Origin of the sequence: Taklimakanibacter albus (assembly GCF_016595235.1) — a bacterium.
In the GTDB taxonomy this organism is placed as follows: Bacteria; Pseudomonadota; Alphaproteobacteria; order Rhizobiales; family Aestuariivirgaceae; genus Taklimakanibacter; species Taklimakanibacter albus.
The window spans coordinates 806,616-818,625 of the sequence record NZ_JAENHL010000007.1 but is presented as its reverse complement, the minus strand read 5'-3'; the positions used below and the strand labels follow the sequence as shown (position 1 = coordinate 818,625).

Sequence of the window (12,010 nt, the reverse complement as noted above, 5' to 3'; positions counted from 1 at the left end):
AAGGTGCCCGATAGGGCGGATGAGGGCTCTTCTGAGTTATTAGCTAGTCTTGAGCAAAGAGCCCTCACCCGGCCTTCGGCCACCCTCTCCCATTGCTTCGCAACGGGCGAGGGGGAAACCTGGAGGGGTTCGCGCTGCTGGAGGTGCTAGTGGCCTTTCCGCAAATCTGTTGACGAACGCTCCGGTCTCGGGCATGAGCGTCGCCGGGACACCTCTCCCCACCGAGAGGCGGACCATCTGTAAGGATGGAGCAGACATGACGACGATCGAGAAACCGGCTGTGCGGCCGGCCAATCCGCACTTCTCTTCCGGCCCGTGCGCGAAAATCCCGGGCTGGTCTCCTGAACTCCTCTCCCATGCCCTGATCGGGCGCTCGCATCGCTCGAGCGAAGGCAAGCAGCGCCTCAAGCAGGCGATCACGCTGACGCGCGAGATCCTCGAAGTTCCCGACAGCCATCTGATCGGCATCGTGCCGGCCTCCGATACCGGCGCCGTCGAAATGGCGCTGTGGTCGCTGCTTGGCGCCCGTCCGGTCGATCTCCTCGCCTGGGAAAGCTTCGGCGAAGGCTGGGTCAGCGACGTGCTCAAGCAGCTTAAGCTCAAGGACGCGCGCGTTCTCAAGGCACCTTATGGCGAGCTGCCCGATCTCAAAGCGATCGATTTCAGCCATGACGTGGTCTTCACCTGGAACGGCACGACGTCGGGCGTCTGCGTGCCCGATGGCGACTGGATCGCCGCCGACCGTCAGGGCCTCACCATCTGTGACGCGACCTCGGCCGCCTTCGCGCAGGCCCTCGATTTCGCCAAGCTCGATGTCGTCACCTTCTCCTGGCAGAAAGTGCTGGGCGGCGAAGGCGCCCATGGCGTGATCATCCTGTCGCCGCGCGCCGTCGAACGGCTCGAAAGCTACGTGCCGGCCTGGCCGCTGCCGAAGATTTTCCGTATGACGCAAGGCGGCAAGCTCATCCAGGGCATCTTCACCGGCGAAACCATCAACACGCCCTCGATGCTGTGCGTCGAGGATTATCTGGTGGCGCTCAACTGGGCGCGCGGCATCGGCGGGCTCAAGGTACTGCGCCAGCGCGCCAGCGCCAATGCGGCGGTCATCGACAAATGGATCGCCGGACGCTCCTTCGCGCATCATCTCGCCAAGGATCCGAAGACGCGCTCCAACACTTCGGTGTGCCTCACCCTCGATGGCGGCGAAAGCGTGCCGAAATCGATGGCGAAGCTGCTCGAGGCCGAGCGCGCGGCCTTCGATATCGGCGCCTATCGCGACGCGCCGCCGGGCCTGCGTATCTGGTGCGGCGCCACCGTCGAGACATCCGACGTCGAGGCGCTCATTCCCTGGCTCGACTGGGCTTACGCCGAAGCCACGCGCTGAAGCTTTTCGCGCGCGATCCTGGTCGCGCGCGCCTCATCTTCCAAGCCGTCACATATTTTCGGAGTTCTCTCATGAAACCCCGCGTCCTCGTTTCCGACAAGCTGTCAGAAGCCTCCATCCAGATTTTCCGCGACCGCGGCATCGACGTCGACTATCAGCCCGATCTCGGCAAGGACAAGGACGCGCTCCTTGCCGCGATTTCGCAATATGATGGCCTTGCCATCCGCTCGGCGACGAAAGTGTCGCCGAAGCTCATCGCCGCGGCGACCAAGCTCAAGGTGATCGGCCGGGCCGGCATCGGCGTCGACAATGTCGACATCCCGGCGGCGACGGGACGCGGCATCATCGTGATGAACACGCCCTTCGGCAACGCCATCACCACCGCCGAACATGCGATCTCGCTGATGATGGCGCTGGCGCGCCAGATCCCGGAAGCCAATGCCTCGACCCATGCCGGCAAGTGGGAAAAGAACCGCTTCATGGGCGTCGAGCTCTTCAACAAGACTTTGGGCGTCATCGGCTGCGGCAATATCGGCGCCATCGTCGCCGACCGGGCGCTCGGCCTCAAGATGAAGGTGATCGCCTTCGATCCCTTCCTGTCGCCCGAGCGCGCCATCGAGATCGGCGTCGAGAAGGTCGAGCTCGAGGATGTGCTGCGCCGGTCCGATTTCATCACGCTCCATACGCCGCTCACCGACAAGACGCGCGGCATTATCGACAGAGCGGCGATCGCCAAGATGAAGAAGGGCGTGCGCATCATCAACTGCGCCAGAGGCGGCCTCGTCGTCGAGGAGGCGCTGCAGGAGGCGCTCAAATCCGGCCAAGTCGCAGGCGCCGCCCTCGACGTGTTCGAGACGGAGCCCGCCACCCAGCATCCGCTGTTCGGGCTCGAGAACATCGTCGCTACCCCGCATCTCGGCGCCTCGACGGCAGAGGCGCAGGAGAATGTCGCCATCCAGATCGCCGAACAGATGGCCGACTATCTCATCACCGGCGCGGTCTCCAATGCGCTCAACATGCCGTCGATCTCGGCGGATGAGGCGCCACGCCTGCGGCCCTTCATTGCCGTCGCCGAGAAGCTCGGCTCCTTCGCCGGCCAGCTCACCGACGAGCCGATCACCGGCATCGTCATCGAATATGCGGGCGAGGTCGGCGACATGAATACCCGCGCCCTCACTTCGGCGGCGCTTGCCGGCGTGCTCAAGCCGATGCTGGGCGATGTCAACATGGTGTCGGCGCCGGTGGTGGCGAAGGAACGCGGAATCAAGGTGGACGAGGTGCGCCAGACCCAGCGTGGCGCCTACGAAACCTATATCCGCCTCGCCATCAAGACGGAAAAGATGGAGCGCTCGGTGGCGGGCACCGTGTTCTCCGACGGCAAGCCGCGCATCATCCAGATCAAGGGCATCGAGCTCGAATCGGAATTCGGCCCGCATATGCTCTATGTGACCAATATGGACAAGCCGGGCTTCATCGGCGCGCTCGGCATGCTGCTCGGCAATGCCGGGGTCAATATCGCGACCTTCCATCTGGGCCGGCAGGCCCAGGGCCAGGAGGCCATCTGCCTCGTCCAGATCGACGAGCCGGTGCCGGAAGCGGTGCTCGCCGCGGTGGTGAAGCTGCCGCAGGTCAAACAGGCTAAGCGGCTGGCTTTCTAAGAGCTTCTATCGTCGGATCAAAAGCCCTTCAGGCCGTTGCGACCTGAAGGGTTTTTTATTGCGAAGAAATTGATCCGTAATCGACCTGAATTTCCGCGTGCGTGAACATCAGCCTTCATTCGGGAAACATAAATGCCGGCGCGTCAGCAACAAATTGACGCTGGAGCGCGTTTCAAGAGCATGGGGGTTCATCCTTCAACGGAGAGGTGTTCCATGATTACGGCAAGAAACACCGATAGAAGCACGGCACTCTTTGCAGCGGTATCGCTACTCGCGCTTATCGGCATGACCGCGCCCGGCCATGCCGGCAGTCTCGGCGGCGTCGTTGGTGGCGCCGTCGGTGGCGCCGTCGGAGCGGTTGGCGGCGCTGTTGGCGCTGTCGGCGGCGCGGTTGGAAATGTCGGCAATACCAATGACAACAGTGGTACGTCCGGCGGCAAAGGCGGATTGCTTGGCGGCGGCACTGGCGGACTGGTCGGCGGCGCCGGCGGGTTGGTTGGCGGTACGGTCAACGCCGTAGCCGGCTCCACCAATCTGGCGAAGGCCACGGTCGGCGTGCTCAACCGGAAAGGCGTGTTGCAGGCGGTTGCCAAATCCGACCTGATCGGCGGAATCAAGGCCAAGCTTGACGTGCTGTCCAAGAAGAACCTGGCCAAGCTTTGCGTCGGCATAGGCGGCGGGTCCGGCTGCGGCAGCGGCAAGAGCCGTCATCAATTGCTCGGCCTCATCGACTACCGGCTCACTTTGTTGTCCAAGAAGCAGTTGCTGGGTCTCTGCGTGAGTGTCGGCGGCACCGGCTGCGGTGGCAAGAGTGGTGGCGGTGGTGGTGGCGGAGGCGGGGGCGGAGGAGGAGGCGGTGGGGGCGGCGGAGGCGGAGGTGGCGGTGGCGGCATGAGCCAGGAAGTCGCCGCGCTCTCTGGCGGCGAGCGCCGCGAGCTCATGCGGAAATGCCCGTCGGTTCTGCAGAATCCCGCCGCCTATAGCGGCGACGCGGTGAAGGTCTGCCGCGTTCTCGGGCAGATCGCGGGATTCTAGATCCTGTTTGCAGCGTACATCCCGGCGAAGTGGAAGCACTTCGCCGGATTTCTGCGTCTCCCTGTTGTTTCACTTCCGCCCTAAGTCCGACGCTATCCGGCCCCGATTTTGCCGTCGCCGGCTGGCTCAGATGTTGCCGGGACGGAACCAGGGAGCACCTCCATGCGTACACTTGTTGTCGCGCTACTTCTCACCACCACATCATTGAGCCCCGCCTTCGCTGCCGACATCAATGCGGTATCGCGCATCGACGCCGTCACGGTCTTTCCACAAGGAGCGGAAGTGACCCGCATCGCCGAGGCGCGGATCAGTGCAGGCGAGCACACGCTGATCTTCGACGGACTGCCGGGTGATCTTTCACCCGAGACCTTGCGCATCGAGGGCACGGCCAAGGGCGTAATCGAGATTGGATCGGTCGATTCCAAGGCGGTCTCTTTGCCACGGGCTGAGCTCGATGCGGATCGCCGGCGGATCGAGAAGGATATCGAGACGCTGGCGGATGAGCGCGCCGCCCTCGATCAGGTTATCCAGGACGCTGAGTACGAGAAGAGCTTGATGCAGCAGCTGGCGGCGGGGACGCTCACCCGGAAACCAGAAGAAGGCGACACGCGCATCCTCAATGCGCAGGGCCTAAGCGGGGTGCTTGACCTCGTCAGCACAAGGCTTGCGAGTCTCGGCAAGACGAGCCTCGATGTCCGTCAGCGCCAGCGCGAGATCGACCGTCTGACCGAGGATCTTCAGAAAAAGCTCGCTGAACTCGCCCCGCGTGGCGGCCAGCGCACACGGGTAACGGTGCACCTTTCCGCGCCTGCCCAAACCGAGGGCACCTTCAAGCTCCGCTATCGCGTCTGGTATGCCGGCTGGCAGCCCATCTATGATGCGCGGCTCGGCGCGATGGACAAGGACGGCAAGGCCCGGATCGAGTTGGTGCGCCGCGCCGAAGTCTCGCAGTCGACGGCGGAGAGCTGGGACAATATCGCGCTGACCCTTTCGACGGCGCGGCCGCTTGGCGAAACCGCGGCGCCCGATCTCGAGCCCGTGGCGATCGACAAGCTCGTCGAAGCCCGGCGCGAAAGCTATTCGATCAAAACCAAGGACGATGAGCGTATCGGACCTGAACAAGCTCCCTCAGAGTTGAGAAAGGAAGAGCAGATCGCGGACGTTGGCTTTTCCGATGTCGAATCGCCGCTCGACGCGGCGCTCCGGCAGGCCCAGGCCAATGTGAATATTGCCGGTTTCCAGGCACTCTACGCCATCAAGGACCGGGTGAGCATCGACAATGCGGGTACGGCTAAAAAGGTGCGGATCGGGACCGATGAAATCGACGCGAAGCTGTCGGCGCTTGCCGTGCCTAAGCTCGACCCCAATGCATATCTGACGGCCGCCTTCACGCTCGCGGGCGACACGCCGCTGCTGCCGGGCCTGATCCTGCTTTATCGCGAGGGCGTCTTCATGGGGCAGGGCGTGTTCCCGTTGCTGTCGCCCGGCGAGGAGACGAAGCTCGGTTTCGGCGCCGACGACCTCATCAAGGTCAAGCGCATCGAAGTGAAGCGGCGCACCGCCGAGGAAGGGCTGCTCACGACGTCGAATGTCGACGAGCGGGCTTTCGACATCACCGTCAAGAACCTGCATCAGGCTTCAATTCCCGTCACCATTCTCGACCAGGCGCCTTACTCCACCGAGCAGAAGATCACCGTCGAGACCCTGTCCGGCATGACGCCGGCGACGGTGAAGGACTATGAGCGCCAGCGCGGCATCCTGGCCTGGAGCTTCGATCTCGCGAGCCAGGACAGCAAGGTCATCAAGCACGGTTACAAAATCAGCTGGCCGCGCGATGTCAAACTCGGCTCGAACGGCGATTGAGGCTCGGACGGGCAGCCCCTCCCCAAGGCCATATGGGGAGGGGAAATGGCTGTTGTTGCAGCTCAGCCCCGGGGCTGACGCGATCCCGCCGTGAATTTGCCGTGACGCCGGGATTTGATGCGCCACCCCCGCGACCGGGGAACCACGGAGCACCACCATGCGTCACGCCGCCGCCGCCTTTTTCCTCGCCACCACCGCTTTGACGGCCCCGGCCTTCGCCGCCGACATCACGGCCGCGTCGCGCATCGACAAGGTCACCGTCTTCCCGCAGGGTGCCGAAGTGACCCGCATCGCCGAGGCCCGGATCGGGCAGGGCGAGCATACGCTCATCTTCGACGGGCTGCCGGCGGAGCTTTCGCCCGAGACCCTGCGGGTCGAAGGCGTGGGCGGCGCCAAGCTGGAGATCGGCTCGGTCGATTCGAAGATCGTGTTCCTGCCGACCGACACGCTCGACCAGAATCGCAAGCGCATCGAGAAGGACATCGAAAGCTTGAGCGACGAGCGCGCCGCGCTCGACCAGACGATCGGCGATGCCGAATACCAGAAGACCCTGATGCAGCAGCTCGCCTCGGCGACCCTGACCCAGAAGCCGCAGGAGGGCGCGACCCGCATCCTCGACGCGCAAGGCTTGAGCGGCGTGCTCGATCTCGTCGGAGCCAAGCTTGCGAGCCTCGGCAAGACCGTTCTCGATGCCCGGACGCGGCAGCGCGAGATCGACCGGCTGGTCGAGGAGCTCAACAACAAACTCACCGATCTCGCCCCGCGCGAGGACCAGCGGATGCGGGTGAGCGTGCATCTCTCGGCCCCGGCCGAGACGGCGGGCACGTTCCGCCTGAGCTACCGGGTCCAGAATGCCGGCTGGCAGCCGATCTATGACGCCCGCCTCGGCGAGATGGGCAAGGATGGCAAGGCCAAGATCGAGATCGTGCGGCGCGCCGATGTCATGCAGGCGACGGCGGAAAGCTGGGACAATGTGGCGCTGACCTTGTCGACGGCGCGCCCGATGGGCGCCACCGCGGCCCCCGATCTGGCGCCGATGGCGGTCGGCGGCTTCATCGATGGTCGAAGTGAAAACTACACCTCGCGCGGCGTCGGCAATGCCGCGCCCGAGGCCCCCATCGTGGCCGAAGAATCGCTGCAGGCCGCTCCGGCGCAGGACATGGATGTAAAACGCGCGGTGCAGAAGCAGGCGCGGGTCGAGATCGCCGGCTTCCAGGCGCTCTACGGCATTCAGGACCGGGTGACGGTCGACAATACCGGCACCGCCAAGAAGGTGCGCATCGCCACCGACGAGATCGAGGCGAAATTGTCGGCTCAGGCCGCGCCCAAGCTCGATCCCAACGCCTATCTGACCGCCGCCTTCACGCTCTCAGGCGACACGCCGCTGCTGCCGGGGCCGGTGATGCTCTATCGCGACGGCGTGTTTATGGGCCAGGGCATGCTGCCGATGCTGTCGCCCGGCGAGGAGACCCGGCTCGGCTTCGGCGCCGACGACCTCATCAAGGTGAAGCGCATCGAAGTGAAGCGGCGCACCGCCGAAGAGGGGTTGCTGTCGACCTCCAATGTCGATGAGCGCGCCTTCGACATCACGGTCAAGAACCTGCATCAGGCGGCGATCCCGGTCACCATCCTCGACCAGATGCCTTATTCGACCGACCAGAAGATCACCGTCGAGACCTCGTCCGGCATGACACCCGCGACGGTGAAGGACTATGAGCGCCGGCGCGGCGTCCTCGCCTGGAGCTTCGAGCTTCCGAGCCAGGATACCAAGGTGATCAAACACGGCTACAAGATCAGCTGGCCGCAGACGCTCAAGCTCGGCCTCAACGGCGAGTGAGAGCGCCTCCGGCGGCGGGCTGAAGGTTCAGCGATTCTCCTTGGTGGTCACGCCGAGCATGCGCCTTTCGAGAAAGGCGATGCGCGCGGCAAGGTCGCTGGTCTCGCTCTGGAAATAGGCGACGATCAGCACCGCGATCACCAGGCTGGAGTTGAATTGCCCGATATTTTCGGAGAGCCAGGGACCGAAATAAGCGAGAATCGCGGCAAGCACGATGATTACGCCGACGGTTTTCAGCGCCCGAAATTGACTGGAACTTTGTTTCTTGGCCATGGTCGGCGATTTTAATCCTTGCGATCAGTTACCTCAAGTCATGACCGATCACTTTTAAACGAGGATCTCGGGAACTCCCTTTTTTGGAGCGGCGAAGTGTCCTGTTTTGGGGCGGCCGATCGTGCTTTGCCTTTCGGCCCGGCCCGTGTAAAAGCCTGCAACGGCCCCGGCGCGTCAAGCGTTAACGGGGCCGGTTTCATGTCAGGACTGGGAACTTCATGGCGAATGTCGCGGTAGTGGGCGCCCAATGGGGCGATGAGGGCAAGGGCAAGATTGTCGACTGGCTGTCGGAGCGCGCCGATATCGTGGTGCGCTTCCAGGGCGGCCATAATGCCGGCCATACGCTGGTCATCGACGGGGTGACCTACAAGCTCTCGCTATTGCCCTCCGGCATCGTGCGCAAAGGCAAGCTGTCGGTCATCGGCAATGGCGTCGTCGTCGATCCCTGGGCGCTCTGCGCCGAGATCGAGAAGCTGCAAGGGCAGGGCGTCACCGTCAGCCGTGAAAACCTGCGGATCGCCGGCAATGCGACGCTCATTCTGCCGCTCCACCGCGAGCTCGACCAGATGCGCGAGGCGGCCGCCGGCGACGGCAAGATCGGCACCACCGGGCGCGGCATCGGCCCGGCTTACGAGGACAAGGTCGGCCGGCGCTCGATCCGGGTGCACGACCTCGCCAATCTGGCGACCCTCGACCCCAAGATCGACCGGCTGCTCGCCCATCACAATGCGCTGCGCCGGGGCCTCGGCCAGCCGGAAGTGCAGGCATCCGAGCTGAAAGCCCAGCTCGCCGAAGTGGCGCCGAAGCTCCTCGCTTATTCCGACGCCGTCTGGCACCTGCTCGACGAGGCCAAGCGCGACGGCAAACGCATCCTGTTCGAAGGCGCGCAGGGCATCCTGCTCGACATCGACCACGGCACCTATCCCTATGTGACCTCCTCCAACACGGTGGCCGGCCAAGCCTCGGCCGGCTCCGGCATGGGGCCGTCGTCCATCGGTTATGTGCTCGGCATCGCCAAAGCCTATACGACGCGCGTCGGCTCGGGCCCGTTCCCGACCGAGCAGCAGAACGAGATCGGCGAGCTCATCGGCCAGAGAGGCCGTGAATTCGGCACCGTGACCGGGCGCAAGCGCCGCTGCGGCTGGTTCGACGCGGTGCTGGTCAACCAGACGATCAAGGTCTCGGGCATCCACGGCATCGCGCTGACCAAGCTCGACGTCCTGGACGGGCTCGAGGAGATCAAGGTCTGCGTCGCCTATGAGCTCGACGGCAAGCGCATCGACCGCCTGCCGGCGGCTGAAGAGGCGCAGAAGAACGTGGTTCCCGTCTATGAGACGCTGGAAGGCTGGAAAGAGACGACCGCCGGGGCGCGCTCCTGGGCCGATCTTCCGGCCCAGGCGATCAAATATGTGAAATATCTCGAAGAGCTCATCGGCTGCCCGGTGGCGCTTTTGTCGACGTCGCCCGAGCGCGACGACACGATCCTGATGAAAGATCCGTTCGAGGACTGACATGCTCCGGCGCCTCATCCTCCTCAGCGGCGCCGGTCTCCTTTTCGTTGTCCTGACGGCGCTCACGCAGCTGGGCGGTCTCATTTTCCTGGCGAGCCTCGCGCTCGCCTGGGCTTTGCGCCTCGCCGGATCGACCAGAGCGATGGCCGTTCTCGCCGGCATTGTCCTCTTCCTCGCCGGCGTGCCGCTCGCCAATCTGTTCGTCGCGCCGGCGCTGGCCACGCTCAATGGCCGCGTGGCTCTGCCGTGCGAGATGAGCGCCGGAACATCCTATGCCGCCCTGTCGCCCGTCTACTGCGCGCTCGGCCGCACTTATGCACGGGCGGAAGTCCAGGCGATGCTCGAGGCGATGGGGCGCGATCTCGGCCGCGATGATCCGGGCCTCGTCGTCGCCACGCTCGATGCGAATTTTCCGGTCCTCGACGGTTTTCCGCTGCCGCCGCATCTGTCGCATGACGACGGGCGGCGCATCGATCTCGCTTATTTCTATACGGATGCGGCGGGCAAGCCGCTGCCGCTCGCCGCGCCGTCCTTCCTCGGCTACTGGGGTTTCGAAGAGCCGCCGACGCCGGCCGATGCCGCGTGCACCGACAAGACGCGCTGGCTGACCTTTCGCTGGGACATGGACTGGTTTCAGGCCTTCGTGCGCAAGGACCGGAGGCTCGATCAGGAGCGCACCGCGGCAATGCTGCGCTGGCTCGTCGAGAAGGGGCCCGAGCATGGCGTCACCAAGATCCTGCTCGAGCCCCATATGGTGAAACGGCTCGGCGTCACGTCGCCTTTGATCCGGTTCCAGGGCTGCCGCGCGGCACGCCATGACGACCATATTCATGTCGAGGTCGGCGGCTAGAGTCTGGCTTGACCATCCGGGAGTTTGCCGATGCAACCGATCCTGCTCTTCAACCCGTCGCTGGCGCTCAAGATCGTCGTCGCCGTCATCGCCATCGTGGGGCTGGTGCTGTTCATCCGGGCCTATTGGAAAAGCGGCCGGCTCTGAGTGGGAATTCCGCTGTTTTTTGCAGCGGAATTTGCAGCGGATTAACAGGGGATCTACAGGGATCTGCAGGGAATCTCGAAATTCCCCTGTTTTTTAACTGCGGCGCCGCCTCTGGAATTCTCCAATTGCACATTTGCGCACATGACTGCCAGAACTGTGTTCCTCTCGACGTCGTAGGACAGAAACGATATCGTTGCAGCAGGGATAGGGGAGACGGCCATGGACAGATTTCTGCGTGACGGCTTTGGTGAGGTCGCCGGAGGGCTCGGTGCGGTCGTGAAGAGCTTCTGGCCGGTATTCCTCGTCTATATCGCCATGGGCGTTGTCGGCGTCGGCTTCGGCTATTTCGTGATGACGAGTGATGCGCCGGACCTCACCTTCCTCCTGCTCTATTTCATTATCGTCTTCGTTGTGCTCATTTATATCTTTCTCGCGCTCAGCCAGGGAGCCGTGGCCTGGCATCGCCGCGTCGTCTTGGGCGAAGCCGCGCGCTGGATCTCGCCCATACCGCGATTACGCAGCCTCAAATATGCCTGGGCGGTGTTCCTGTTCTCGCTGGTCTTCATGATCAGCTATCTCATCATTGCCTCCTTCACGCTGCCCTATCTGCATTCCATATTCACAGCGTCAATCGGGCAGATCGATCTCACCAAGGCACCGGCCGAGCAGCTGGAGGCCTGGCGCCGGGCCGTGTGGCCCATCCAGCTCATCCTGTTGGCGATCGTAATCGTCCTCGCCGCGGCCATTCTCTGGCTCGGGCGGTCGTGGCTTCTCATTTTTCCTTTTATTTCGGTGCGCTCGACCGAACCCGCCTTCGGCCGCATCCGCGAAAGTCTCGGCTACTCAAGTGGCCTCGTCGGCTCATTGCTGGCCGTCTACTTTCTGTCGTCGCTCCTGGGGCTGGCCTACTATCTGCTCGTGCCGATGAGCGTACAGCTTCTGCCCGTGCTCAATGTTTTCACGACCATATTGGGGGTCGTGATCTATTTCTTCTGCTTCCTGTGGGGATTGAGTATTCTTTCGCTGGCTTATCGGCGGGCCGTCGCCGTACCGGAAACGAACCATGCGGATTAAGCTCTGCCTCTGCGCCTTTCTCCTCTTCTGCGGCCTGGCGGCGGTTCCCGCCGGCGCCGTCGATACCTTGCGCATCTATCGCCTCGATGGCAGCAAGCAGTGCGAGGAGGGGAAAACGGGGCGCAGCCTTGCCCGTGATGCTCAGGCATTGCGCCGGCTCGGCATTGCGATCCGGTCGATGAAGAAGCTCCATCACCCGACCATGGTCAACATCATGATGTGCGGGGCGACCTCGACGCGCGCCAATACCTATGTCATCCGCGCGAGCGACTGGCGCCGCCATGGTAAACGGCTCAGCGGCTTCAAGCGCTGGCCGTGAGTTCCTCAGCCTCATTTCCCTTCTCCCACAAGCGGGAGAAGGGAAATAGGAGAGACGAG

At 63.7% G+C, this 12,010-nt stretch carries 10 protein-coding genes; 9 read left to right on the top strand and 1 reads right to left on the bottom strand.

Translation table 11 applies throughout. From position 1 onward, the window contains the following. Positions 1-256 precede the first annotated feature (256 nt). The 5 genes from JHL16_RS15460 to JHL16_RS15440 all read left to right on the top strand — a co-directional run bounded on the left by JHL16_RS15460 (position 257) and on the right by JHL16_RS15440 (position 7,777). Positions 257-1,384, top strand: a complete 1,128-nt coding sequence (locus JHL16_RS15460; RefSeq protein ID WP_200185794.1) for a phosphoserine transaminase — start codon at positions 257-259, stop codon at positions 1,382-1,384. A 71-nt stretch (positions 1,385-1,455) separates the two neighbouring features. Further along, positions 1,456-3,042, top strand: coding sequence for a phosphoglycerate dehydrogenase (gene serA / locus JHL16_RS15455; protein ID WP_200185792.1), 1,587 nt, complete (start codon positions 1,456-1,458; stop codon positions 3,040-3,042). A 213-nt stretch (positions 3,043-3,255) separates the two neighbouring features. After that, positions 3,256-4,077, top strand: coding sequence for a hypothetical protein (locus tag JHL16_RS35245; protein ID WP_200185790.1), 822 nt, complete (start codon positions 3,256-3,258; stop codon positions 4,075-4,077). A gap of 162 nt (positions 4,078-4,239) precedes the next feature. Beyond that, complete coding sequence (locus tag JHL16_RS15445) at positions 4,240-5,940, top strand: mucoidy inhibitor MuiA family protein (protein WP_200185788.1); 1,701 nt, start codon at positions 4,240-4,242, stop codon at positions 5,938-5,940. 157 nt (positions 5,941-6,097) lie between these two features. Next, on the top strand, positions 6,098-7,777 hold the full coding sequence (locus tag JHL16_RS15440) for a mucoidy inhibitor MuiA family protein (RefSeq protein ID WP_200185786.1): 1,680 nt from the start codon (positions 6,098-6,100) through the stop codon (positions 7,775-7,777). Positions 7,778-7,804: 27 nt separating this feature from the next. On the opposite strand, the gene JHL16_RS15435 is transcribed toward JHL16_RS15440, so the two are convergent. Continuing rightward, a complete protein-coding gene (locus JHL16_RS15435; RefSeq protein WP_200185784.1) occupies positions 7,805-8,050 on the bottom strand; it encodes a hypothetical protein in 246 nt (81 codons plus the stop codon). Between the two features lie 218 nt (positions 8,051-8,268). Between JHL16_RS15435 and JHL16_RS15430 the strand changes: the two genes are divergently transcribed. The 4 genes from JHL16_RS15430 (at position 8,269) to JHL16_RS15415 (ending at position 11,951) form a co-directional block, all read left to right on the top strand. Continuing rightward, positions 8,269-9,561 (top strand): adenylosuccinate synthase, encoded by a 1,293-nt coding sequence (locus JHL16_RS15430; RefSeq protein ID WP_200185783.1) that lies wholly within the window; start codon positions 8,269-8,271, stop codon positions 9,559-9,561. 1 nt (position 9,562) lies between these two features. Next, positions 9,563-10,411, top strand: coding sequence for a hypothetical protein (locus JHL16_RS15425; RefSeq protein WP_200185782.1), 849 nt, complete (start codon positions 9,563-9,565; stop codon positions 10,409-10,411). Between the two features lie 366 nt (positions 10,412-10,777). Beyond that, positions 10,778-11,632, top strand: coding sequence for a hypothetical protein (locus JHL16_RS15420; protein ID WP_200185781.1), 855 nt, complete (start codon positions 10,778-10,780; stop codon positions 11,630-11,632). Beyond that, the gene (locus JHL16_RS15415) at positions 11,622-11,951 is read left to right on the top strand and encodes a hypothetical protein (RefSeq protein WP_200185780.1); all 330 of its coding nucleotides are present in this window, start codon (positions 11,622-11,624) and stop codon (positions 11,949-11,951) included. The genes JHL16_RS15420 and JHL16_RS15415 overlap by 11 nt, the downstream gene beginning before the upstream one ends. Positions 11,952-12,010 lie beyond the last annotated feature (59 nt).

Coding starts and splice junctions, on each gene's coding strand:
- JHL16_RS15425 (WP_200185782.1), top strand. CDS start 9,563: ATGCTCCGGCGCCTCATCCTCCTCAGCGGCGCCGGTCTCCTTTTCGTT.
- JHL16_RS15440 (WP_200185786.1), top strand. CDS start 6,098: ATGCGTCACGCCGCCGCCGCCTTTTTCCTCGCCACCACCGCTTTGACG.
- JHL16_RS15430 (WP_200185783.1), top strand. CDS start 8,269: ATGGCGAATGTCGCGGTAGTGGGCGCCCAATGGGGCGATGAGGGCAAG.
- JHL16_RS15435 (WP_200185784.1), bottom strand. CDS start 8,050: ATGGCCAAGAAACAAAGTTCCAGTCAATTTCGGGCGCTGAAAACCGTC.
- JHL16_RS35245 (WP_200185790.1), top strand. CDS start 3,256: ATGATTACGGCAAGAAACACCGATAGAAGCACGGCACTCTTTGCAGCG.
- JHL16_RS15460 (WP_200185794.1), top strand. CDS start 257: ATGACGACGATCGAGAAACCGGCTGTGCGGCCGGCCAATCCGCACTTC.
- JHL16_RS15445 (WP_200185788.1), top strand. CDS start 4,240: ATGCGTACACTTGTTGTCGCGCTACTTCTCACCACCACATCATTGAGC.
- JHL16_RS15420 (WP_200185781.1), top strand. CDS start 10,778: ATGGACAGATTTCTGCGTGACGGCTTTGGTGAGGTCGCCGGAGGGCTC.
- serA (WP_200185792.1), top strand. CDS start 1,456: ATGAAACCCCGCGTCCTCGTTTCCGACAAGCTGTCAGAAGCCTCCATC.
- JHL16_RS15415 (WP_200185780.1), top strand. CDS start 11,622: ATGCGGATTAAGCTCTGCCTCTGCGCCTTTCTCCTCTTCTGCGGCCTG.